This is a genomic window from Candidatus Photobacterium acropomis (genome assembly GCF_030685555.1).
GTDB lineage: Bacteria > Pseudomonadota > Gammaproteobacteria > Enterobacterales > Vibrionaceae > Photobacterium > Photobacterium lucens.
In genome coordinates this window covers 415358-438019 of the sequence record NZ_CP131609.1, presented here as the reverse complement: position 1 = coordinate 438019, position 22662 = coordinate 415358, and the positions used below count along the sequence as shown (strand labels likewise).

Genomic DNA, 22662 nt, shown 5'->3' with positions numbered 1-22662 from the left:
CCTTCTAAAAATTTAATCCTGTAACTGTAGGTTTGATGTTTCGACTTCAATAACATCCCACAGTTTTTCAATTTGGTTGATAAGCGTTGTGATTGGACGATCACTATCGACGATAATTTCGATTCTGGCTATCTTGCTGTGATGATTTTGCGTGGCATCGACTTTCTTGATAATAAAACCACGGTGGCGGATCACACGTAAGATACGCTCAAGTAATACTGGCTTATCGTTTGCCGTAATGTTGAGTAAAAATCGTTCCATTAGGTATTCTCCAGCATATCTTGGTTTGCCGCCCCCGGCGGTACTAGCGGCCAGACATTTTCTTCTTCATCAATCAGTACATGTAGTAAATAGGCTGTTTTGCTCGCCAGCATTTCTTCAAGAGCTGGTGCGACTTCTTCTTTACGGGTGATGGTTTTACCCGGTATATCAAAAGCTTTCGCCAGCATTACAAAATCAGGGTTGTCATCTAAAATAGTTTCGCTGTGGCGACCATCGAAAAATAGTGATTGCCATTGGCGAACCATGCCTAAACGCTGGTTATTAATAAGCACGATTTTCACCGGAATATTGCGACGTTTCAGTGTGCCTAGCTCTTGTACGTTCATCATGAAAGAGCCATCACCGGTGATCAGAATCGATTGATCATCAGGACGAGCGACACTTGCTCCCATCGCTGCTGGCAAGCCAAAGCCCATGGTGCCAAGTCCAGCTGAAGTGATGTAGTTTTGTGGTGCACGAGGCTGAATATGCTGTGCTGCCCACATTTGATGCTGACCAACATCGGTCGAGATCATGCTGCTGTCAGGCATCATATCGGATAACTGTTTTAGCATTAGTGGTGCATAGATCAGATCGCCTGGATGGTCGTAACGCCATTTGCCTATTTTACGAACATGCTCGCTGTGGGTTAGCCAGCGGCTAATATCTTGGCTTAGTTCAAGCTGCGGTAAGATGACATTGATATCACCACGTAGTGGCGCATCAGCATGACGTAATTTGCTAAATTCTGCCGCATCAATATCGATATGAATAACCTTCGCGTGTGGAGCGAAAGTATCGAGTTTTCCAGTTACACGATCGTCAAAACGCGCACCCACCACGATCAATAAGTCTGCCTCTTGTACCACTAAGTTTGCCGCTTTGGTGCCGTGCATACCTAGCATACCTAGAAAGTGTGGATCATGACGTTCAATTGAGCCTAAGCCTTTGAGCGTACTCACTGATGGCATTGGGTTCAGCGCTAAAAACTGGCGTACAGTGTCTGTTGCGTGAGCAATTTGTACCCCGCCTCCGACATATAAAACTGGGCGATGACTTTGATCAAGTAGCTGTTGCGCAGCTTGAATGGCTTCTGCTGTCGTTGTCGGAATAGCAGGGCTATCAATAACTGGTAGTAATTCGGTAGGTGCTTGTGCAAGTTGCACATCTTTTGCTATATCGACAATAACTGGGCCTGGACGCCCTGCTTTTGCAACAACAAAGGCTTCAGCCAATGTAGGTGCAAGCTCGTTGATATCGGTCACTAGATAGCTGTGTTTGGTACACGATAGCGACATACCGATCACATCCATTTCTTGGAAAGCATCAGTACCAATATGAGAGCTAGCAACCTGTCCTGTGATGGCAACCAGTGGTACAGAATCCATAAAAGCATCTGCAAGACCGGTTACAAGGTTAGTTGCGCCAGGACCTGATGTTGCCATGCAGACTGCGACATCTTGTGTTGATCTTGCCATGCCGATGGCTGCCATTGCCGCCCCTTGTTCGTGGCGACAAAGAATGTGCTCAACACCGCCGTCATATAGTGCGTCATAAATTGGCATGATGGCACCGCCAGGGTAACCAAAAACGGTTTTTATCCCCTGCTGTTGTAGTGCTTGTACAACTAATTCTGCCCCTGTCATCGCAGCTCCTTGCTTGCTTTGATAGATAGTGTAGAAGTGATTAATTCACTCAAATCCATTTGTTGAAAAAAGCCCCCGAACTTCTCAGTGCGGGGGCTTTTTGTTTGCATTCTTTGCGCTATTTTACGCCAGCAAATCCCCGCTGCGGTGACAGAATCACCACAATGACGTTAATAATGAGTACTAGGGATGTTGTTGCTAAACGCATGTGTATTTGTCCAACTTTTGTTGTCTACTTGTTGCTATATGTTAGTGGTAACACAGACATCTATCGCATGACAAGCAAAAAGTGTGGTTTTTTTAGCAAACAAGCTGCATTTACAGGCATCTTATGAAACCCAAAAGCAATATTTCATTAACTAATGATTTTTTATCTCTGTGGGATGATGCATCGATGACACTTGCAATTGTTCATAGCCGAGCCTGTGTAGGTGTGCAGGCACCACCAGTTACGGTTGAAGTACATTTAAGTAATGGTTTGCCAAGTTTTACGTTAGTGGGGTTGCCTGAGACCACGGTCAAAGAGGCCAAAGATCGGGTTCGCAGCGCGATTATTAATGCTAACTTTGAGTTCCCTTCTCGGCGTATTACCGTCAACTTAGCCCCTGCTGATTTACCGAAAGAAGGCGGACGGTTTGATCTGCCCATCGCCCTCGGTATTCTTGCCGCTTCTGGGCAAATTCCGTCTGATAAGCTAAGCGATCATGAGTTTATTGGTGAGCTTGCACTCTCCGGTGAGTTGCGCCCTGTTAAAGGGGCTTTACCAGCGGCATTGGCGGCACTGAAAGCCAAACGTTGTTTTGTGGTGCCTGATCGCAATGGCGATCAAGTGGCGTTAGTGGGTAAAGAGATCCATAAATCAGCAGCAAGCTTACTGGCGGTTTGTGGTTATCTTTGTGGGCAACAACAATTAGGGTTGCAGTTTGCCGAGCATCGCAATCAAGCCGATGAGCATAATGATCGAGACATGCAAGATATTATCGGTCAGCAGCAAGGAAAGCGGGCGTTAGAAATAGCCGCTGCGGGCGGTCATAATTTACTGTTTTTAGGACCACCAGGAACGGGTAAAACCATGCTTGCCTCAAGGTTGTGTGATTTACTGCCGCCAATGAGTCATGAAGAAGCGCTAGAAACCGCAGCCGTTACTTCTCTTACTCAGCAATCATTACATCAAGGTAATTGGCTTAAACGCCCGTTTCGTACCCCGCACCATTCAAGTTCGATGGCGGCTTTAGTGGGTGGTGGCTCAGTGCCGAAACCGGGAGAAATTTCACTTGCTCACAACGGCTTACTGTTCTTAGATGAAATGCCCGAGTTTGAGCGCAAAGTACTAGACTCATTACGGGAGCCGCTTGAGTCCGGGCACATCGTGATTTCTCGCGCTAGCAGTAAAACCACCTTTCCTGCCCGCTTTCAGCTGATTGGCGCATTAAATCCGAGTCCGTCTGGTTATTATGATGGCAATCAAACACGTACTAATCCTCAAGCGATATTGCGCTATTTAAGCCGTTTGAGTGGACCATTACTTGATAGGTTTGATATGTCGATTGAGATCCCAGCCTTGCCTCGTGGCACATTAACCGAAGGTGGTGATCGGGGCGATACGACTGCCGTGATTAAGTCTCGGGTCGATCAGGCAAGAGAGCGAATGTTAGCGAGAAGTGGCAAAGTGAATGCGTTGCTATCAACCCGAGAGCTCGATCAACATTGTCCACTACAGCAAGCAGATGCGGCTTTTTTAGAAAACGCACTGCATCAGCTAGGGCTATCGATTAGGGCGTATCATCGGATTATTAAAGTGGCACGCACGATAGCGGATTTAGCTGGTGAAACCAGTATTGGTCGTGGGCATCTTGCTGAAGCATTGGGTTATCGTTCGATGGATAGGCTCTTAAAGCAGATCAATAGCCAAGTGGTGTAGCTAAGCGTAGTTATTAGGTAAGAAAAAAGGGCCGTTCGGCCCTTTTTGTAATATTGAGGTTGTGCGATTACTTTTTCAGTAAGTAGTTAACTAGCTCAAAGTACTCATCAGCAGATTTGATCTTACCGGTTTTCACTAGGTATTTGTTGTTAACTACCACAGCAGGCACGCCTGTTAGACCTGCATCCTCAAAGGCTTTATCAAAACGGCTCACCATAGAGTTAACGGCAAAGCTGTTGAATGCGCCATCAAACTCAGCAGCAGGAACACCTTCATCGATGAAGATTTGGCGTACTTCTTCTTCATTGCGTGGTGGTTTGTTTAGGGTGTGAATGCGGTTAAAGAACACTGGCACCATTTTATCTTGTACACCCAGTACTACAGACGTTGCGAACGCTTTGCTCATCACTTTGCCCATTGGACCACCCATGAAAGACACATGCATTTTTTGTAGCTTAGCATTTTCAGGTAGCTTCGTTTTTAGCTGCTTGATCATTGGCTCAAATTGGTAACAGTGTGGGCAGTACAATGAGAAGAACTCGGTCACAATAGGGGTTTCAGACTTAGGTTGATCGAGAACTTGGTAGTAATCGCCTTCTGTGAATTTTGCAGCATGTACAGAAAACGACAGTAATGCAGCGCTGGCTAACGTAAGTAACTTCTTGAACATTGGTATGACTCCCTGATTGTCCTTGTCATGGCTATAGATATAACCTGAGTTTTTATATTAATGATTGTTGTTATTACCACTGAGGCATAAGTTGCAATGGTGCTTCATTCAGTGATGCAATTTGTTCTTTAAATGCAAGTACTTGCCCTTCCCAATATTTTGCATCAGCAAACCATGGGAATGCACGTGGAAACGCAGGATCTTGCCAGCGTTTTGCTAACCATGCCATATAATGCACCATTCTAAGACCGCGTAAAGGCTCAATTAGTTGCAATTGGCGCTGATCAAACTCTGCAAATTCACCATACGCTTCTAATAAGGTATCAAGCTGAGCTAATTGATCGGCACGCTCACCGTTAAGTAGCATCCAAAGATCTTGGATTGCAGGACCATTACGGGCATCGTCAAGATCGACAAACAGTGGCTCATCACGCCAGAGAATATTCCCCGGGTGACAATCACCGTGAAGACGAATAGCTTGCCAATCCGTTGACCAATGTTGCTCAAGAACACTAATTAACGTATCAAGATCGGCGAAGAACGTGGTTTTTAGGTGATCGGGAATAAATGGGCTATTCGCCAATAATTGGCGAGGCTGATAAACGTACTCTTCCATTCCCATGGTGGGACGATATTTGAAAGCTTGGCGTTGCCCGACTTGGTGAATGCGGCCTAAATAGCGTCCTACCCATTCCAGTTGATCGAAATTATCAACTTCAAATTGGCGTCCACCGACACTTGGAAATAGCGCAAAGCGGTGACCATTGAAGTTATGTAGCGTTTGTCCATTGATCGCAATCGGTGCTGCTACAGGAATGTCGGCTTCCACTAACTCTTGGGTAAATTGATGCTCTTCGGCAATTTGCTCATTGCTCCAACGTCCAGAGCGATAGAATTTGGTGACGTAGCGCGCCCCATCTTCCGCTTTAAATTGGTAAACCCTATTTTCATAGCTGTTAAGTGCAAGTAATCCAGATTCTGCACGAACATCAATGCTATCTAATGCATCAAGTAGTAACTCGGGGGTGAGATCTGAAAAACAAAAATCGTTTTTTTCCATGGAGCAGCCCTAAAGACAGAGAGTAAGCCGCTAGTGTACCTTAATCTCTGTATTGCGAAATCAAAAGGGTCGTTACTCGACCCTTTCAAATAGTGTGTTTAGTCATTAGTTTAGCGAAGCTTACCAATAAATCGACTTTCTGTGCTTAACGAATGTTGCTCATCACCTTGGCCTGTTGAGAGCACAAAGCGAATGTTAATGATCGGCTCTTTTAAATCATAAGGATCGACCCCTAAGCTGATCGGCAAGCTCACAATATTACCGGCATCAACGGTGATCACTTGTGGGCCATACCATTGAATATCATCAATCCCTTCCGCAGTTAGGGTAAAGGTGGTGTCTTGTTGGAACTTATTGATGATTTTCAGGGTATAGGTATTTTCAATTAAGCCTTGGTCGTTTTCTTTAAACAGCTGGGTGCGATCGCGGATCACATCCAAACCCATTGGCTGAATAGTATTAAGTAATACGAAAAATAGCCCAATCATCGCCACCAGAACCGAGCCATAGCCGATTAATTTTGGGCGTAGGACTTCGGTTTTCTGCCCTGCTAATTGGTGCTCTGTAGTATAGTTGATCAACCCCTTTTCATAGCCCATTTTATCCATGGTTTGATCGCAGGCATCAACACAGGCACCACAGTTAATGCACTCGTATTGCATTCCTTCTCGAATATCGATGCCTGTTGGGCACACTTGGACACACAGGTTACAGTCAATACAGTCACCAAGCCCTTGCTCGGCAGGGTTCGTTTTACGAGAGCGGGGGCCGCGTTTCTCTCCTCGTCGAGTGTCATAACCGACAATGTAGCTGTCTTTATCAAACATGGCGGATTGAAAACGTGCATAAGGGCACATGTGGATACACACAATGGAGCGCATCCAGCCAGCGTTCACGTACGTACAAATGGTGAAAAAAAGTACCCAGAATGTTATCCAAGCCGACGACTGCCAAGTGAAGAACTCTACAAGCAGGGTTTTGATTGGGATGAAATAGCCAACAAAACTGAGTGCGGTAATAAGCGCAATCACCACCCATGCAATGTGTTTAAGGGTTTTACGCACAGCAAGGTTAAAGGTCAGGGGTAAAGCGTCTTGGCGACGACGTTTATTGGCAGCCCCTTCGAGTTTTTCTTCAAACCAAATATAGATAAACGTCCATACCGTTTGAGGACAGAAATAGCCGCACCAGACACGGCCAAGGAATGTTGTGATAAAAAATAACGCAAAGGCCGCAATCATAAACAGGAGTGCAAGCAAGGTGAGATCTTGCGGCCAGAACGTGGTGCCAAAGAAGTAGAATTGTTGATCATTAATATCAAGTAATACCGCTTGGCGACCATGGAAAGTGAGCCAAGGTAAGCCTAAAAAGAGCAGCATTAATAGGCTACCCATTCGTTGCCTTAACCGTTGATAAATCCCTTTTACTGCTCTGACGTAGAGTTGTTCACTTGGGTTGAAGCGATCTGCATTAATGACGGTTGTGGTAGGTTGTTTCTCGGCTGTGATGTCTTTTATTTTGATTTTATCAGCGCTCATAACATAGCATTCCTTGCGTGGCACGAAGTGTAATTGTTAATGGTTATCGTGCTTTGTTAATGGAATGATTGTAACGTATGGTGCTCTGTTGACCTAAAATCAGTGCCGAAATTGATGGTTTGGACACAAAAAAAGCCAGTGTGAAAACTGGCTTTTTGAATTATTGGGTGGCGCGTACGATAAGTATTGAGTTACTTAATGATACCGCGAGCACGTAAGATCGCTGTTTTGAAGTCATCTTCGCAATCTTTTGCAATACCAGGGATCATCGCATCTTTATCACTGTTACGCATTTTTAGATGGTAAATAAGTACATCATCAGTAAGTGATTCTAAAGGCCCTTCGTATTGGGCTTCTTTGGCAAGTTTTAGAATAAATTCCACCAAGTTTAGATCAGGATCTTTTTGCCACTCAGGGTGAATAAGTTCGATGAGCTCATTAACGCGATGCGTTTTCATAGTTACTCCGTGGTTCGGGCTGAGTAATCGTTACACGATTTAATTGTCATAGTTTTAATAGGGATAAACTATAACAAAGTCGGCAGGGATACAATCTGTTGTTATGCAGAGCAATGACAAAAGAAAGTAAAAAAAAGCAGCGGAGGCTGCTTTATAGAAATGTTTTATTTATGATCACGCTGTCTGTTGAGAAAGTGGTGATATCAGAGTTTGTTCATCAAACTGATCGCTTTTTAATGCGATATTAGTATTGGTTAATGAAACCTCAACCATGGCTGCTTTTTTCGTTTTAAAATGCGGCGCATGTGCAGTAGTGCGATAACGTGAAGGACTACGATGGGTACTTGCATACCTGACGGGAGATGCTGGTCGCATAAATCACCTATTGTCAGGCTCATCCTTGGCCGGAAGTTGTAAGCTGATAACTGAAGGGAAGATTCCCTACTGGGTTGACCCCATCCATCAGAATATCGCTTGGCTATTAATCAATTTGTGCTGAGAATAACAATAGCGATTTCAAAAGTCGAGCAAAAAGTAGCCAGTAAAATGCTAATATTGAAGCGTTGAGCCGGATGAATCAGCACAACGCAAAAAAATAACGGTATAAAGTTATTTAGCTCGATGTATTCACATTTGTTTATGTTGTAATACGCCGTTTGTGTTACACAGTCCATATTGTATGGAACATCCATATTATAAAAGAAAGCCTTGGGAGAGGATGTATGGAGCAGGAGCAGCGACGTATTGTTGCCAACCGAAACTTATCTTATCGATTAGCCGAATCTATCGGTCGTCGTATTTTGGCGGGCGAAACGGCACCAGGTGATATTTTGCCGGGTGAAGTCGAATTAGGTGAAATGTATGGTGTGAGCCGTACAGCTGTTCGTGAGGCAATCAAAATGTTGGCTGCCAAGGGAATGGTATTGCCTCGTCCGCGCATTGGTACGCGCGTGATGCCAAAAAAGAACTGGAATTACCTTGATCAAGATTTATTAGCTTGGTTAGATTTCGATGCAGATTCTGAGTTACTGACAGAATATCAACAAGCACGTTTGATGTTAGAGCCGGAAGCGGCTGCATTAGCTGCTATTCATGCAACTGATGAAGAGCGTCGAGAGTTGCAAGAGTTACTCGCAGAAATGCACCAAATGGGTGAGAACTTCGATCAAGAGCATTGGATTGAAGTGGATACGCGTTTCCATCAGTTGATCTATTTTGCTTCTGGTAATCACTTTATCAGTCCATTTGGTAACTTATTTAAAGCGGTGTTTGAAAATTACTTCCGTGTCGTAACACGTAAGCGTATTTTAAAACTTGATGCTCACCAGCAGATCGTCGATGGCATTATTGCCCGCGATCCTGATGCTGCACGACAAGCCACATTATCCTTATTAAATAAGTGATCAGAGAAACGGAGCTAAATGCTCCGTTTTTTATTGCTTACAATTTTTACTATCGGTAATACAAATATCACCAATCCTCTCTTGCTTATTTTCAGCTTACAAGTGTAAGCTGAGAGCATAATAACAAAGTCATGATGTCATGTCGGGTAGAGGAAGAAGATCAATGGGTAAAGCAGTCGCATCTGAATCAGGGTATTCAGTTGCCGAAGAAGCAGCAAACAGTATTAGTCATGGTATTGGCTTACTGTTTGGTTTGTTTGGTTTATATCTCTTGCTAGAGAAAGCATTTGCGCTGAATGCCGATACGTTAAGTATTGTGAGTTATACTGTCTATGCCGTGAGTATGATACTGCTCTATCTGGCATCCACCTTATATCACTCTGTCTCTTCAGTGAAAGCTAAACGGGCATTAAAGACTTTTGATCATTGTGCGATTTATTTGCTGATCGCTGGCACTTATACTCCTTTCTTATTAATAGCCTTACGCACCCCCTTGGCGATAGGGTTAATGACGGTGATTTGGGCTCTGGCGTTGATCGGAATTATTGCCAAAATTGCTTTTGTGTATCGGTTTAAAAAGCTCTCTTTGATCACCTATCTCACCATGGGATGGTTATCGCTGATTGTGATTTATCAATTGGCAATATCTCTTTCAACTGGTGGTTTGGTGCTACTGGCATTAGGTGGTGTTATCTACTCGCTGGGTGTGATTTTTTACGTTAATAAACGCATCCCTTACAACCATGCGATTTGGCATTTGTTTGTATTAGGTGGTTCGATTTGCCATTTCTGCGCGATTTATTTTTACGTTAATCCGGTGTCGTGATTTAAATATTTAAGATAAAAAAAGAGAGCGCACTGCGCTCTCTTTTGTTTTTATAGTTTAAATTAATCTCGCCAGAAAGCCGGAGAAAACACCACTAATACAGTTAGGATCTCTAAACGCCCCATCAACATCCCTAAACTTAATGTCCACTTAGACAGATCAGGCAAGCTGGCAAAGTTACCAGTAGGACCAATGATGTCACCCATACCCGGACCAACGTTCGCCACAGCTGTTACAGCACCAGTAATACTGGTGATCGGATCAAGTCCTTGCAGACCAAGTACTGCGGCAATAAAGATGATTGTCATTATAAACGTCAGTACTAAAGCGACTACTGAGCGGACAATTTCTTCTGTCACAGGACGCCCATTGTAACGTTGGATAAACAGCGCTGATGGGTGGATCGATTGCATGATTTGCTTACGTAATAAGGCAAAAGCGATCTGGAAACGGAAGATTTTAATACCGCCACTGGTTGAGCCTGAGCATGCACCCACTAATAGCGTGAAAGCAAAAATAATGCTTGGCAGTGGTCCCCATGCAGTGAAATCACCTAAGCCAAAACCTGTGGTTGTGACAACAGAAATAATGTTGAAAAACGACAAACGTAGCGCATCCATCACCGAATAATCTTTATTGAAGATCAAGCAGGCTGCCACAATCAAACTCGCGACGGTCACAAACAAGGCATAGCCTTTTACCTGTGCATCGCCAAATAAGGTTTTGGGATGACGCTTTTTCAACGCTTGGACGAACAGCAAAAATGGCAAACCACCTGCAAACATAAAGACAGTAGCAACCCACTGTGCGCTGTGCGAGAAGTGATTCATTGAGCCGTCTGAGGTTGAATATCCACCAGTCGAAATGGTAGTGAAAGCATGGTTAATAGCATCAAAGGTATTCATCCCTGCAAACATAAACGCAATGATACAAAGCAGGGTTAAAGTGAGATAAACATTAACGATATTCTTCGCTACGCTTTTGGTTCGTGGTGAGCTTTTATCTGACCAATCTGAAGATTCAGTTTGGAACAGACGCATACCACCGACGTTCAGCATCGGTAGAATAGCTACCGCCATTACGATGAAGCCCACCCCGCCTAACCACTGCAATGTTGAGCGCCACAACAGAATACTTGGTGCCATATCATCTAAACCACTTAACACTGTAGAGCCCGTGGTAGTGATCCCTGACATGGTTTCAAAGTAGGCATCAGTGAAGCTAATGTGGTTGATAAATACAAATGGCAAGGCGGCAAAGGCACTAGCAACGGTCCAAACCAAGGTGGTGATCAAAAACATATCACGCACACTGAGTTTGAATTCAGGTGTCTTGCCTAGGGTTAAAAATAAAAAGGCCACAGAGTGGGTGATCAATACCGCGGTAGCGAAATCAATAAACCCTTCAGTACCCGTAAAAAAGGCGACTAATGTCGGCACGTACATGAACAGGGCTAGCTTAGATAGCACTAACCCTAGAACAAACAGTATGGGACGATAATTAACCATGACAATTACAAGAAGAAAGGACTTGGTTGGAATAAGCGTTCAACATCAGGGATGTACTTCTTATCAACAAGGAACATCACTACGTGATCGTTTTGCTCAATCACGGTGCGATCGTGGGCAATTAATACTTCTTCGCCGCGTACGACTGCACCAATAGTAGTACCCGGTGGCAGCTTGATATCGCTGATCGCACGCCCTACCACTTTCGATGTGGTTGAGTCACCGTGAGCAATAGCTTCAATGGCTTCTGCCGCACCACGACGTAGTGACGATACGTTAACGATATCGGCTTTACGAACATGGGTTAACAGCGCTGAAATGGTTGCCTGTTGTGGTGAAATCGCAATATCAATGGTACCTCCTTGCACTAAATCGACGTAAGCACCACGCTGGATCAACACCATTACTTTCTTTGCGCCCATGCGTTTGGCTAGCATCGCCGACATGATATTGGCTTCATCATCGTTGGTCACAGCGATGAAGACATCGATCTGCTCGATATGCTCTTCACTCAACAGCTCTTGATCTGATGCATCACCACAGAAAACGATGGTGTTTTGCAGCATTTCAGACAAGTTCTCAGCACGTTCCTGATTTCTTTCAATCAGTTTAATGCTGTAGTTTTGCTCTAAACGACGCGCTAAACCGGCACCAACGTTACCACCACCGACAATCATCAAGCGTTTGTAAGGTTTCTCTAAGCGCTGGAGCTCACTCATAACTGAGCGAATATGATTACTGGCAGCGACAAAGAACACTTCATCGTCGGCTTCAATAATCGTAGTGCCTTGTGGGCGAATAGGCTTACCTTGACGGAAAATGGCTGCAACACGAGTATCGATATGCGGCATGTGCTCACGTAGTGCAGAGAGTGCGTTACCGACCAGTGGGCCACCGTAGTAGGCTTTTACTGCAACCAGGCCGACTTTGTCTTCAGCAAAACTGACGACCTGTAATGCTCCCGGGTACTCGATCAGTTTTTCAATGTAATCGGTCACCAACTCTTCTGGTGCGATTAAGTGATCGACAGGAACAGCATCGGATTGGAATAACTGCTCTTTTTCTCGCAAATATTCCGGAGAGCGGATACGTGCAACACGGTTAGGTGTATTAAACAAAGAAAACGCAATTTGACATGCGATCATGTTAGTTTCGTCGGAGTTCGTGACAGATACCAACATATCGGCGTCTTGTGCTCCTGCTTCACGCAAGGTGCGAGGGTGACTAGCAAAACCTTGTACAACACGAAGATCGTATTTGTCTTGCAGCTCACGTAGACGCTCGGGATCCTTATCAACGATAGTGATATCGTTATTCTCACCAACCAAGTTTTCAGCAAGAGTACCGCCAACTTGTCCGGCACCGAGAATAATAATTTTCATAGTCTATGCCTGATGTAATGCCTGTAGAGTTCCGTGTTTGAATAACAACGTTCTGATCGGCGTTATAAAGTACGAAAAAGCGGAATCTTGTCGCCAAGTTCCGCTTTTATTAAAAAAGAGTGCTTACTCTGCTTTTGTCAGTACTGCGTAGTAAAAACCATCCATTGCTTCTTCTCCGGGCAGAATTTGTCGACCCGGTTTCGCAGGATCGCTGCCAATTAATGTCGCATCTGATGTTCGTGCTAAGAAAGCTTTTACCTGATCGCAGTTTTCTTGTGGCGTAATAGAGCAAGTAGCGTAAACCAACGTACCACCCGGTTTTAATTGCAGCCACATTGCATCAAAGATTTCTGCCTGAAGTGTTGCCAGTGCCGCAATATCTTCACCACGACGTAGCCATTTGATATCTGGGTGACGACGGATAACACCGGTCGCTGAACATGGTGCATCCAGCAAAATGCGATCAAATTTATCGCCCTTCCACCATTGCTCTGGGTAGCGAGCATCAGCACACAGTACTGTCGCATCAAGGTTTAAACGCGCTAGGTTTTCATGCACACGCTTAAGACGGTTTTCATCACAATCAATGGCTACCACTTTAGTTGACGGCACATGTTCCATGATGTGAGCTGTTTTACCACCAGGGGCTGCACAGCAATCAAGGATTAACTCACCTGCTTGTGGTTGTAAGTAATCCACCGCCAACTGTGCAGCGGCATCTTGTACTGATACCCAACCATCACTAAAACCTGGTAGTTTGGTGACATCGCAAGGTGATACTAAACGTAGTGCGTCAGCCGCTTGTGGGTGCAACTCTGTCGCAATACCTTCGGCATCGAGCAGTGCACGGTAAGCATCACGGGTATTGTGCTGACGGTTTACGCGTAGCCACATTGGTGCTTTGGTGTTGTTAGCTTCACAAATTGCTTCAAATTGCTCAGGGTAGCTTTCTTTTAACAGTTTCAGCAGCCAACTTGGGTGACCTAATTTACCTGCGTCATGGCTGATCGCTTTGGCATCGAGCTCTTCTTGCTGACGCTGATAATTACGTAAGATCGCGTTAATAAGACCACGAAGTTGTGGCTTTTTAAGTGTTTTCGTCGCATTTACCGTTTCAGCAACTGCCGCGTGAGCGGGAATACGCATGTAACCTAGCTGGTACAAACCCACTAAAATAAGGTGGTGGAAAACACGTTGCTTACCTTTTAACGGCTTATCCATTAACGTTTGAGTGATGGACTCTAAACGTGGAAGCCAGCGAAGAACGCCATAACAGATCTCTTGCAATAAAGCGTGGTCACGCTCTCTGATATCTTGTTGCGCAGCGGGAAGCGCGGCGGATAATGACTGCCCTTGATCAACGACCTGATAAATAACTTTGGCCGCGGTGGCTCTTACATTCATAGCTGTTTCCTGAACACGCCGTTAGTGCTGGCGATAACAATATTGGAACTTAAAAAAGAAAAGCCAGTGACTGAACACTGGCCTTGGTGTTTATAGCTGAGTGCCAGGTTCGAACCATTCTCGACGCGAGTTTAGTAAATCCGCCGCTGACATGGCTTTTTTGCCTGGGGGTTGAAGCGAAATAAGGCGAAGTGCGCCATTACCTGTCGCGACCAAGATACCTTGTTTATCCGCAGATAAAATAGTACCTGGCGCTTTACCTTGGTTATCGGCTTCTACCGCTGTTTGCCATACTTTGACGTTTTGCTCTGCCACGGTGAAGTAGCTCATTGGCCAAGGGTTAAATGCACGCACACAACGCTCAATTGCAGCGGCATCCATTGTCCAATCAATCAAAGCTTCTTCTTTACTTAGCTTTTTGGCGTAGTTTGCTTGCTCATCGTCTTGTTTAACGGCAACAGCTGTGCCGTCTGCAATATCAGATAAACAATCAATAAGTGCATTAGGGCCAAGTTCAGCCAGTTTTTCATACATAGTGGCACTGGTATCTGTTGCTTCAATTGGCAAGGTTGCCACTTTTAGCATGTCGCCAGTATCAAGGCCGATGTCCATCTGCATGATGGTCACGCCGGTTTCGGTGTCACCTGCCCAAATCGAGCGTTGGATCGGTGCCGCACCACGCCAGCGAGGTAAAATAGAACCATGGACGTTAATACAACCTAAACGTGGTGTACCTAACACTTCTTGTGGCAATAATAGGCCGTAAGCGACAACGACCATGATGTCAGCATCAATTGCAGCTAGCTCTTGTTGTGCTTCTTCATTGCGTAGTGAAACAGGCTGGTAAACCGGAATATCATTTTCAAGTGCAATGGCTTTTACAGGACTTGCCGTTAGCTTTTTACCACGGCCTGCTGGGCGATCCGGTTGAGTGTAAACAGCAACAACGTCGTGCTGTGAAGACAACAACGCCGCCAAGTGACGGGCGGCGAAGTCAGGAGTACCGGCAAAAACGATGCGTAATGGTTTGCTCAAGGTAACCTCTAAATAATTAGTTTTTTTCGTTATGGCGTTTAATTTTTTCTAGTTTTTGTTTGATACGCTGACGCTTTAGCGGTGACAAGTAGTCCACAAATAGCTTACCAGCTAGGTGATCTAATTCATGTTGAATGCAAATAGCCAGCAGCTCGTCTGCGTCAAAGCTGATGGTATCACCGTTACGATCCAAGGCGGTCACGCTCACTTCAGCAGCACGCGGTACTAATGCACGTGCGCCAGGAACAGAAAGACAGCCTTCTTCAATCCCATCTTCACCACGTTTTTCAGTGATTTCTGGGTTGATCAGTACCATAGGTTGATCGCGGGTTTCAGAAGTATCAATCACCACAATACGTCGGTGAATATCAACTTGAGTTGCCGCAAGACCAATGCCTTCTTCGTCGTACATGGTTTCCAACATATCATCGATAATTGTTTGGATTTCAGGTGTTATTGCCTCAACAGGCTTTGCGACAGTACGTAGGCGCTCGTCCGGAAAGGTTAAAACTTGTAATACAGACATAAGGACTCGAATTCGTTAACGGTAACTAAAAATAAATCGCTGTTGGTCTAATTCTAGTCATTTTACAGATCAAATAACAGTACCGAATTTTTTGCTGTGGGCTAGGGATAAGGAAATGAAAAGCAGCATGGCACTATTTTATGATGAAAGGGATTAGTGTTAGCCGTTAGCAAACTTGACGTTATTGAGCTGCAACAGTTTTCTATAAATAGTGACGTGAACCGAAAAGCGCTTTTTGCTCATCGTTAAACAGTCGACATATCAACAAGCTAATGCCAGTCTGAGACGATAAACGTATTTTATTTGTTGTAAGGCGGAGCCTTACGATTCGGTTGTGTTATCCAAGGAAGCGATCTCATGAAGCAATTGGGCATTATTCTTAGCTTTATGCTTTTTATCCCCTCTCTGTTTGCTGCGCCATCCCCATTACTTAAAAAAGATATACCAGAAGTCTACATCGTTAAGAAAGGTGATACGTTATGGGATATTTCTGGGGTATTTCTCGAAAATCCATGGTCATGGCCACAATTGTGGGAAAAGAATAGCTACATTAAAAACCCTCACCTTATTTACCCTGGTGATCGCCTCCACCTTATCTGGGTTAATGGACAGCCAAAACTGAGTTTGAAAAAGCATGTAAAACTCTCGCCAAAAGCGCGAGTTATCCGTGATCCTATTACGACACTACCGGGATACTTAATGCTGGAGTACGTGGCTGAAAATAAATTGATCAGCCAAGAATCTGCTAAATCTCAGCCACAGGTGTTAGGTGCCAGTGATGAGCGTGGTTATCTTTCTGTCGGTGATATTGTTTGGGCTGATCAACCGTTAGCACCAACTACCCAATGGCGTGTTTACCGTATTGAAGAAACCTTTGAGCGTGACGATGCTGCAACGGAAACGCAACCTGCGGTTGAAGCGAAAGTGATGACGCTAAAAGAAATTGCAGATTTAACGGTAACAGCGGCAGATGAAACAACGAGTCAGCTACGTGTCGATACTTACCGTCAAGAAATCAGTCAAAATGATATTTTGTTACCGCTGCTTGTGAGTGGTGAGCCTAATTTATCGTTCTCACCATCAACGCCGCCAGAATCTATGACGGCTAACGTGATTGGTCAACTAGAAGGACGTAGTTATATTTCTAGTTTTGATGTTGTGGTGTTAGATCGTGGTCATTTAGATGGTGTGGAGTCGGGCTACGTATTTGATCTGTTTAAACCCGGCGCCAAAGTGCAAGGAAAAAAAGGCAGTTACCATTACAAAGATAATCCGTTTGCCGGCTCAACTCAGTTAGGTGAAATATCGGTCGGTAAGCTAATGGTATTGCGTCCTTATGAGCGTTTTAGTTTAGCGGTGGTGATGCAAAGTTTAGAGCCGTTTAAACCGGGGGTTATCGCGGTTCCTCCAACGCGATAAGTATTGATGACTAACGCACTCTACCCTTGGTTAGTGCTGGCGATGACTCCAACATTAGGGGGTCATCGCATTAATAAATTATTAAGTAAAATTTCTGCTGCTGACTGTATCACACTGCCGTTTGAACAATTACGTCAGTTAGGTCTGAGTGAGCAACAAGCCACTGCTATCACTTCACCAGATCAGCGTCGAATCGATCAAGTTTTGGCTTGGCATGAACGACCATTTCAACAAGTACTGACATTCGATTCCCCTCATTACCCTTATTTACTCAAACAAATCTCGTCACCGCCTCCCTTGCTGTTTGTTCGAGGGGATGCCTCCTATGTATCTCAGCCGCAAATTGCGATCATAGGCAGTCGTTCGGCATCCATTGATGGTAGAGAAGCGGCCTTCAATTTTGGTTATGCATTAGGGCAAGCGGATTACGTGGTGACCAGCGGTTTAGCTTTAGGAATAGATGGACAAGCGCATTTAGGAGCATTGAAATCCGGTGGTGCTACCATTGCAGTGCTAGGCTCTGGGTTAGATCAAATTTATCCGGCTCGGCATCGAAAGTTAGCCAATGATATTGTTGAGCAAGGAGCGTTAGTCTCAGAATTCTGGCCTGATGAAAAACCAAGGCCACAAAATTTTCCACGACGAAACCGAGTGATCAGTGGCTTATCGACCGGCGTATTAGTCGTAGAAGCAGCTGAAAAAAGTGGTTCACTCATCACCGCACGTTATGCGTTAGAGCAAGGGCGTGAAGTGTTTGCTATCCCGGGCTCTATCTATAACACGCAAAGTAAGGGCTGTAATGCCTTGATAAAATCCGGTGCTACACTGGTAGAAAGTCCCCTCGATATTTTTAATGAAGTAGGAACCCTTACTGAGTGCGCAATAAATAATCAAATAGGCTTGCCTTTGCCACAACCTGAAAATGAAGAATTGCCATTTCCAGCGCTGTTGGCTAACGTAGGCACCGAAGCAACACCCGTAGATGTAGTTGCTGAACGCTGTGAACAGCCTGTCCATGAAATATTAACCCAGCTATTAGAGTTGGAGTTACTTGGTTTGGTCAGTGCAGTGCCAGGTGGTTATATCAGAACGAGGAGGAGCGAGTCATGATGGACATTCTTATGTACCTGTTTGAGACTTACATCCAAAGTGATGCTGAGTTGATGTTTGATCAAGATGAACTTTCCGAAGAGTTAATTCGTGCAGGGTTCCATCAAGATGATATTTATAAAGCTCTTAGTTGGTTAGAACAACTGGCAGCGCTGCAAGAAACTGAGCATACCCCTTATGTGAATAACTGTGCAGCAACATCAATGCGTGTTTATACCGAGCAAGAGATGATCCGCATGGATGTGACTTGCCGTGGCTTCTTGATGTATCTTGAGCAAATCCATGTATTGAGTTCTGATACACGTGAAATGGTGATCGATCGTATTATGGAGCTCGATACCAATGAGTTTTCGTTAGATGATCTGAAATGGATCATCTTAATGGTACTCTTTAATGCGCCGGGCAATGAAACGGCGTATAGCCAAATGGAAGAGCTGCTATATGGTGCGGATGAAGAAGGCACCATTCATTAAACGCAACGGGCCATTAAGTGGCCCGTTATTGTATCTGCGATTTTTTTCTTGTTGAGCATACCCAATGACAACCAATAACACGCCTTTATTTTCAGCCCATGAACAAGCGTTAGCACACTCGCCTTGTCCACAGTGTGGTGGTGAGCTTGTGATGCGCTTTGGTAAGCGTGGTCCGTTTCTTGGCTGTGATCACTACCCAGCGTGTGATTACATTCAGCCATTAAATCACAATGATGGACATGTGGTGAAAGAGTTAGATATGCCTTGCCCTGAATGTGAAAGCCCGTTGGTTTTACGTCAAGGTCGTTATGGGATGTTTATTGGTTGTTCGGCATACCCTGCTTGTCATTATTTGGCATCAACGGAAAAGAAAGCGGAGAATACGGATGTTGAATGTCCTGAATGTCACAAAGGCCATTTAACGGAGCGTAAATCCCGTTATGGCAAAGTATTCTATGCCTGTGATCAGTATCCAAGTTGTCGTTTTGCGGTGAATAACAAACCTGTTGTTGGGACTTGCCAGCAATGTGGCTTTGGTTTGTTAATCGAAAAGAAATTAGCCAGTGGTGTGAGGCTGCAATGTGCTGATAGAAAATGCCATGCTTACCAAGAGCTTGAAAGCTTAGATAAAACAGAATAAAAAACAAAGCCTGCATAGATTGCAGGCTTTTTTGTCGGTTTTTATATAGGTGTATTTAACGAGGTAGCGCAGGGAAATCGTTCTCATCGAGTAAGCTCGATAACATGATCAAACGGTACTGCAGTTGCTCTGGGGTATCAGCACACACGTTAATGTGCCCCATTTTACGCCCTGCTCGTTTTTCTTTGCCGTACCAATGAACATGGCAACCTTCTTGGGCATAAACCGCATCAGGTACGCTGTCTAATCCTAAGATATTGATCATCGCACTTGGGCGAGTTAATTGCGTGTTGCCAAGTGGAAAGTCACATACCGCACGTAAATGGTTTTCAAATTGGCAGGTTTCAGCCCCTTGTTGTGTCCAGTGGCCTGAGTTATGAACCCGTGGTGCAATTTCGTTTACCAATAACTCACCATCAAGATCAAAAAACTCGATAGCTAACACGCCAACATAATCAAGGCTATTAGCGACGGCGCGGAACATGTTATCGGCTTGTGCTTGCAGTGGTGAGTCACCCACAATTGCGGTAGATAGGCTTAATACGCCATCAGTGTGAATATTCTCGGTTAAGTTAAATACTTGAATATCACCGTTACGATTACGCGCACCAATCAATGATACTTCACGTTGAAAAGGAATGAATTGCTCTGCCACAATCGCTTGATTAGCAGAATCGGCAATACATTGTGCCATTTCAAGCCAGATCGCATCAATTTGTGTGCTTTCTTTTAAGCGCCACTGCCCTTTACCGTCATAACCACCTAAGGCACTTTTTAGCACCAGCGGTAAGCCGATCTTTTCAATCGCTGTTAATAGATCAGCACGCTCACGGATCACATGGTATTTCGCATTTCGCACGCCTGCGTTATCCAGTAACGCTTTTTCAAGTCGGCGATCGCCACCTGCTTTAATTGCATCAGGCGTTGGGAAGAATTTTCCGCTAGCAGCGCAACTATCTAAAATATCGTGAGGAATGTGTTCAAATTCAGCGGTGATGGCATCAACTTCATTAATGGCTTGAGCTAAAGAGTCCGCCATAACCTGTAGGGTCAGTGGATGAACCACCTTATCGCTACCCACATCATAGGCAATCACATTGATGTTAAGCGGTGCGCCAGCCAGTGCCATCATACGGGCAAGTTGACCTGCTCCAAGGACGAGCACGTTATTCATTATGCGTCCTCAGCTGGATTTGGATTACTCAGTACGGTTTCTGTTTGCTCTTTACGGAAAGTATCAATGGCTGCAAGCACTTGCTCATCTTGCGTACCGATAATTTGTGCGGCTAATAGGCCAGCATTGGCAGCACCTGCATCACCAATCGCCAATGTACCTACTGCAATCCCCTTTGGCATTTGAACAATCGAAAGCAGTGAATCCATACCTTTTAGGGCGCGAGATTGTACTGGCACACCTAATACAGGCACGCTAGTAAAAGCGGCTGTCATACCTGGTAAGTGAGCCGCACCGCCAGCACCTGCGATGATCACTTTAATACCACGCTCTTGTGCACTTTCTGCGTATTCCGCCAGTAAATGCGGGGTGCGGTGAGCTGAAACGACCTTTGTCTCATAAGGAACATTGAAACGATCAAGCATCTCAGCGGCATGTTGCATAGTTGGCCAGTCAGATTTTGAACCCATGATTATTCCAACTTTCATCTCATTCTCCTTCAGGTCATAACTTAACATCGTGTTGATGTCGGCATTATACGGTGATTTATCGCAAAGGAAAACGTTTGCGTCATGAATATTGACTGTCTTATAACCTAGCATGGAGTTGTGACTAAGGAGTAGGTAGAATGATTTTGAGAAAGTAAAACAACAATATTTGCCAAAGAAGAAACGAGGATACTGTGGAGAATTTTGCTCAAGTTGTCGCTGCCTTAAAACAAGGTGAAGTGATCGGTTACCCAACCGAAGCGGTGTTTGGTGTTGGTTGCGATCCTGATAATCAACAAGCGGTTGAAAAATTATTAGAAATTAAACAGCGCCCTGTCGAAAAAGGGTTGATTTTGATCGCTGCTAATTATGAACAGTTATTGCCATACATAGATGAAAGCCAATTAACCGCAGAGCAAAAAGCGACAGTGATGGCAACGTGGCCAGGTCCTGTAACATGGGTTATGCCAACTAAAGCGAATGTGCCTGCATTTTTAACGGGCCAATTTACGACTATTGCGGTACGTGTGAGCGATCATTCATTAGTACAACGTCTATGTTTAGAGTTCGGTAAGCCAATTACCTCAACCAGCGCTAACCTAACAGGACAAGAGCCGGGCCGAACAGCGCAAGAAGTCGAGCAACAACTGGGCCATTGTCTAGCTGCGATCCTCCAAGGAGAAACGGGAGGACGTACCAATCCTTCTGAGATCCGTGATGCACGCAATGGCAATATCTTCCGTCAGGGGTAAATAGTATGGATAACCAAGTCGACAAACATGCGGTGAAATCCTTCTTGTTGGATTTACAAGATCGCATTTGCCAAGCATTAGAGCAGCAAGAAACCACAGTGTCATTTGAGCAAGACCAATGGCAACGTGAAGAAGGTGGTGGTGGTCGTAGCCGTGTATTACGTAACGGTGAGATCTTCGAGCAAGCAGGTGTGAACTTCTCTCATGTTTACGGTGCCGAAATGCCAGCTTCTGCTACTGCGCATCGCCCTGAACTTGCAGGCCGTCGCTTTGAAGCCATGGGCGTATCCTTGGTTATCCATCCTCGCAATCCTTATGTACCTACCTCTCATGCCAATGTCCGTTTCTTCATCGCAGAAAAAGACGGCGAAGCCCCTGTGTGGTGGTTTGGTGGTGGATTTGATCTCACCCCTTTTTACCCATTCGAAGAAGATTGCCAACATTGGCATGATACAGCGAAACAACTTTGTGCCCCGTTTGGTGATGAGGTGTATTCAGAGCATAAAGCGTGGTGCGATCAATACTTCTACCTACCACATCGCAATGAAACGCGTGGTGTGGGTGGTTTGTTCTTTGATGATCTCAATCAGTGGGGATTTGAAAAGAGCTTTGCTTACATGCAAGCGGTAGGCAATGGCTACATTAATGCTTACATGCCAATTGTAAAACAGCGTTATCACTTGCCTTATGGTGAACGTGAGCGAGAATTTCAGTTATATCGTCGTGGACGTTATGTTGAGTTTAACTTGGTTTACGATCGTGGCACCTTATTTGGTTTGCAAAGCGGTGGACGAACAGAATCGATTTTAATGTCGATGCCGCCATTAGCACGCTGGGAATACTGTTATGAGCCAGAGCCAAACTCAGCAGAAGCCCGTTTGTATCAAGATTTCTTAAAGCCGCGTGAGTGGTGAACAATCATTTAGCTCAGATCACGGAGTGATAGAGCCTGCTTATATAAAGAGAGA

At 44.8% G+C, this 22662-nt stretch carries 23 protein-coding genes; 9 read left to right on the top strand and 14 right to left on the bottom strand.

The window, feature by feature from the left end:
• Window positions 1-12: 12 nt before the first annotated feature.
• Both ilvM and ilvG read right to left on the bottom strand, forming a co-directional pair.
• Window positions 13-261 carry an acetolactate synthase 2 small subunit gene (gene ilvM / locus Q7657_RS08655; RefSeq protein ID WP_008988341.1) on the bottom strand — a complete coding sequence of 83 codons (249 nt, stop codon included), beginning with the start codon at window positions 259-261 and terminating at the stop codon, window positions 13-15.
• A complete protein-coding gene (ilvG, locus tag Q7657_RS08650; RefSeq protein ID WP_053986544.1) occupies window positions 261-1907 on the bottom strand; it encodes an acetolactate synthase 2 catalytic subunit in 1647 nt (548 codons plus the stop codon). The genes ilvM and ilvG overlap by 1 nt, the downstream gene beginning before the upstream one ends.
• Before the next feature lie 394 nt (window positions 1908-2301).
• Here ilvG and Q7657_RS08645 point away from each other — a divergent pair, with 394 nt between their 5' ends.
• Entirely contained in the window at window positions 2302-3828 is a 1527-nt protein-coding gene (locus Q7657_RS08645) for a YifB family Mg chelatase-like AAA ATPase (protein WP_107167316.1), read from the top strand.
• Window positions 3829-3895: 67 nt separating this feature from the next.
• Here the strand turns inward: Q7657_RS08645 and Q7657_RS08640 are convergent, their stop codons facing one another.
• From Q7657_RS08640 to Q7657_RS08620, 5 genes are all read right to left on the bottom strand, one after another.
• On the bottom strand, window positions 3896-4498 hold the full coding sequence (locus tag Q7657_RS08640; RefSeq protein ID WP_053986545.1) for a thiol:disulfide interchange protein DsbA/DsbL: 603 nt from the start codon (window positions 4496-4498) through the stop codon (window positions 3896-3898).
• A gap of 73 nt (window positions 4499-4571) precedes the next feature.
• Window positions 4572-5558 (bottom strand): serine/threonine protein kinase, encoded by a 987-nt coding sequence (locus Q7657_RS08635; RefSeq protein ID WP_107167291.1) that lies wholly within the window; start codon window positions 5556-5558, stop codon window positions 4572-4574.
• A gap of 110 nt (window positions 5559-5668) precedes the next feature.
• Complete coding sequence (ccoG, locus tag Q7657_RS08630) at window positions 5669-7096, bottom strand: cytochrome c oxidase accessory protein CcoG (protein WP_107167290.1); 1428 nt, start codon at window positions 7094-7096, stop codon at window positions 5669-5671.
• Window positions 7097-7287: 191 nt separating this feature from the next.
• Window positions 7288-7554: a YihD family protein gene (locus tag Q7657_RS08625; RefSeq protein ID WP_053986548.1), complete on the bottom strand. Its 267-nt coding sequence runs from the start codon at window positions 7552-7554 to the stop codon at window positions 7288-7290.
• A 174-nt stretch (window positions 7555-7728) separates the two neighbouring features.
• Window positions 7729-7929, bottom strand: coding sequence for a hypothetical protein (locus Q7657_RS08620; protein ID WP_107167289.1), 201 nt, complete (start codon window positions 7927-7929; stop codon window positions 7729-7731).
• Between the two features lie 347 nt (window positions 7930-8276).
• On the opposite strand from Q7657_RS08620, the gene Q7657_RS08615 reads away from it, so the two are divergent.
• Window positions 8277-8957 carry a FadR/GntR family transcriptional regulator gene (locus tag Q7657_RS08615; RefSeq protein ID WP_008988349.1) on the top strand — a complete coding sequence of 227 codons (681 nt, stop codon included), beginning with the start codon at window positions 8277-8279 and terminating at the stop codon, window positions 8955-8957.
• A gap of 163 nt (window positions 8958-9120) precedes the next feature.
• On the top strand, window positions 9121-9783 hold the full coding sequence (trhA, locus tag Q7657_RS08610; RefSeq protein ID WP_053986551.1) for a PAQR family membrane homeostasis protein TrhA: 663 nt from the start codon (window positions 9121-9123) through the stop codon (window positions 9781-9783).
• Between the two features lie 62 nt (window positions 9784-9845).
• Here the strand turns inward: trhA and Q7657_RS08605 are convergent, their stop codons facing one another.
• The 5 genes from Q7657_RS08605 to def form a co-directional block, all read right to left on the bottom strand.
• A complete protein-coding gene (locus Q7657_RS08605) occupies window positions 9846-11291 on the bottom strand; it encodes a TrkH family potassium uptake protein (RefSeq protein WP_107167288.1) in 1446 nt (481 codons plus the stop codon).
• A gap of 5 nt (window positions 11292-11296) precedes the next feature.
• A complete protein-coding gene (trkA, locus tag Q7657_RS08600; RefSeq protein ID WP_008988352.1) occupies window positions 11297-12673 on the bottom strand; it encodes a Trk system potassium transporter TrkA in 1377 nt (458 codons plus the stop codon).
• Between the two features lie 123 nt (window positions 12674-12796).
• Window positions 12797-14077 (bottom strand): 16S rRNA (cytosine(967)-C(5))-methyltransferase RsmB, encoded by a 1281-nt coding sequence (rsmB, locus tag Q7657_RS08595; protein ID WP_107167287.1) that lies wholly within the window; start codon window positions 14075-14077, stop codon window positions 12797-12799.
• Window positions 14078-14167: 90 nt separating this feature from the next.
• Window positions 14168-15112, bottom strand: a complete 945-nt coding sequence (fmt, locus tag Q7657_RS08590) for a methionyl-tRNA formyltransferase (protein ID WP_107167286.1) — start codon at window positions 15110-15112, stop codon at window positions 14168-14170.
• A gap of 16 nt (window positions 15113-15128) precedes the next feature.
• A complete protein-coding gene (def, locus tag Q7657_RS08585) occupies window positions 15129-15638 on the bottom strand; it encodes a peptide deformylase (RefSeq protein ID WP_107167285.1) in 510 nt (169 codons plus the stop codon).
• A gap of 357 nt (window positions 15639-15995) precedes the next feature.
• Here def and Q7657_RS08580 point away from each other — a divergent pair, with 357 nt between their 5' ends.
• The 4 genes from Q7657_RS08580 (at window position 15996) to Q7657_RS08565 (ending at window position 19280) form a co-directional block, all read left to right on the top strand.
• Window positions 15996-17057 (top strand): LysM peptidoglycan-binding domain-containing protein, encoded by a 1062-nt coding sequence (locus tag Q7657_RS08580; RefSeq protein ID WP_107167284.1) that lies wholly within the window; start codon window positions 15996-15998, stop codon window positions 17055-17057.
• Window positions 17058-17063: 6 nt separating this feature from the next.
• The gene (dprA, locus tag Q7657_RS08575; RefSeq protein ID WP_053986556.1) at window positions 17064-18167 is read left to right on the top strand and encodes a DNA-processing protein DprA; all 1104 of its coding nucleotides are present in this window, start codon (window positions 17064-17066) and stop codon (window positions 18165-18167) included.
• Window positions 18164-18640, top strand: coding sequence for a DUF494 family protein (locus tag Q7657_RS08570; RefSeq protein WP_043129116.1), 477 nt, complete (start codon window positions 18164-18166; stop codon window positions 18638-18640). Before dprA ends, Q7657_RS08570 begins: the two co-directional genes overlap by 4 nt.
• A gap of 64 nt (window positions 18641-18704) precedes the next feature.
• Window positions 18705-19280, top strand: a complete 576-nt coding sequence (locus Q7657_RS08565) for a DNA topoisomerase family protein (RefSeq protein WP_107167283.1) — start codon at window positions 18705-18707, stop codon at window positions 19278-19280.
• A gap of 55 nt (window positions 19281-19335) precedes the next feature.
• On the opposite strand, the gene Q7657_RS08560 is transcribed toward Q7657_RS08565, so the two are convergent.
• Both Q7657_RS08560 and purE read right to left on the bottom strand, forming a co-directional pair.
• A complete protein-coding gene (locus Q7657_RS08560) occupies window positions 19336-20454 on the bottom strand; it encodes a 5-(carboxyamino)imidazole ribonucleotide synthase (RefSeq protein ID WP_107167282.1) in 1119 nt (372 codons plus the stop codon).
• A complete protein-coding gene (purE, locus tag Q7657_RS08555; protein WP_006647606.1) occupies window positions 20454-20942 on the bottom strand; it encodes a 5-(carboxyamino)imidazole ribonucleotide mutase in 489 nt (162 codons plus the stop codon). Before purE ends, Q7657_RS08560 begins: the two co-directional genes overlap by 1 nt.
• A 194-nt stretch (window positions 20943-21136) precedes the next feature.
• Between purE and tsaC the strand changes: the two genes are divergently transcribed.
• Window positions 21137-21694 carry an L-threonylcarbamoyladenylate synthase type 1 TsaC gene (gene tsaC, locus Q7657_RS08550; RefSeq protein ID WP_107167281.1) on the top strand — a complete coding sequence of 186 codons (558 nt, stop codon included), beginning with the start codon at window positions 21137-21139 and terminating at the stop codon, window positions 21692-21694.
• A gap of 5 nt (window positions 21695-21699) precedes the next feature.
• On the top strand, window positions 21700-22608 hold the full coding sequence (hemF, locus tag Q7657_RS08545; RefSeq protein WP_107167280.1) for an oxygen-dependent coproporphyrinogen oxidase: 909 nt from the start codon (window positions 21700-21702) through the stop codon (window positions 22606-22608).
• Window positions 22609-22662 lie beyond the last annotated feature (54 nt).

What these genes read in the sequence shown, in the direction of transcription:
- ilvM (WP_008988341.1), bottom strand. Translation starts at nt 261, where the DNA reads ATGGAACGATTTTTACTCAACATTACGGCAAACGATAAGCCAGTATTA.
- ilvG (WP_053986544.1), bottom strand. Translation starts at nt 1,907, where the DNA reads ATGACAGGGGCAGAATTAGTTGTACAAGCACTACAACAGCAGGGGATA.
- Q7657_RS08645 (WP_107167316.1), top strand. Translation starts at nt 2,302, where the DNA reads ATGACACTTGCAATTGTTCATAGCCGAGCCTGTGTAGGTGTGCAGGCA.
- Q7657_RS08640 (WP_053986545.1), bottom strand. Translation starts at nt 4,498, where the DNA reads ATGTTCAAGAAGTTACTTACGTTAGCCAGCGCTGCATTACTGTCGTTT.
- Q7657_RS08635 (WP_107167291.1), bottom strand. Translation starts at nt 5,558, where the DNA reads ATGGAAAAAAACGATTTTTGTTTTTCAGATCTCACCCCCGAGTTACTA.
- ccoG (WP_107167290.1), bottom strand. Translation starts at nt 7,096, where the DNA reads ATGAGCGCTGATAAAATCAAAATAAAAGACATCACAGCCGAGAAACAA.
- Q7657_RS08625 (WP_053986548.1), bottom strand. Translation starts at nt 7,554, where the DNA reads ATGAAAACGCATCGCGTTAATGAGCTCATCGAACTTATTCACCCTGAG.
- Q7657_RS08620 (WP_107167289.1), bottom strand. Translation starts at nt 7,929, where the DNA reads ATGCGACCAGCATCTCCCGTCAGGTATGCAAGTACCCATCGTAGTCCT.
- Q7657_RS08615 (WP_008988349.1), top strand. Translation starts at nt 8,277, where the DNA reads ATGGAGCAGGAGCAGCGACGTATTGTTGCCAACCGAAACTTATCTTAT.
- trhA (WP_053986551.1), top strand. Translation starts at nt 9,121, where the DNA reads ATGGGTAAAGCAGTCGCATCTGAATCAGGGTATTCAGTTGCCGAAGAA.
- Q7657_RS08605 (WP_107167288.1), bottom strand. Translation starts at nt 11,291, where the DNA reads ATGGTTAATTATCGTCCCATACTGTTTGTTCTAGGGTTAGTGCTATCT.
- trkA (WP_008988352.1), bottom strand. Translation starts at nt 12,673, where the DNA reads ATGAAAATTATTATTCTCGGTGCCGGACAAGTTGGCGGTACTCTTGCT.
- rsmB (WP_107167287.1), bottom strand. Translation starts at nt 14,077, where the DNA reads ATGAATGTAAGAGCCACCGCGGCCAAAGTTATTTATCAGGTCGTTGAT.
- def (WP_107167285.1), bottom strand. Translation starts at nt 15,638, where the DNA reads ATGTCTGTATTACAAGTTTTAACCTTTCCGGACGAGCGCCTACGTACT.
- Q7657_RS08580 (WP_107167284.1), top strand. Translation starts at nt 15,996, where the DNA reads ATGAAGCAATTGGGCATTATTCTTAGCTTTATGCTTTTTATCCCCTCT.
- dprA (WP_053986556.1), top strand. Translation starts at nt 17,064, where the DNA reads ATGACTAACGCACTCTACCCTTGGTTAGTGCTGGCGATGACTCCAACA.
- Q7657_RS08570 (WP_043129116.1), top strand. Translation starts at nt 18,164, where the DNA reads ATGATGGACATTCTTATGTACCTGTTTGAGACTTACATCCAAAGTGAT.
- Q7657_RS08565 (WP_107167283.1), top strand. Translation starts at nt 18,705, where the DNA reads ATGACAACCAATAACACGCCTTTATTTTCAGCCCATGAACAAGCGTTA.
- Q7657_RS08560 (WP_107167282.1), bottom strand. Translation starts at nt 20,454, where the DNA reads ATGAATAACGTGCTCGTCCTTGGAGCAGGTCAACTTGCCCGTATGATG.
- purE (WP_006647606.1), bottom strand. Translation starts at nt 20,942, where the DNA reads ATGAAAGTTGGAATAATCATGGGTTCAAAATCTGACTGGCCAACTATG.
- hemF (WP_107167280.1), top strand. Translation starts at nt 21,700, where the DNA reads ATGGATAACCAAGTCGACAAACATGCGGTGAAATCCTTCTTGTTGGAT.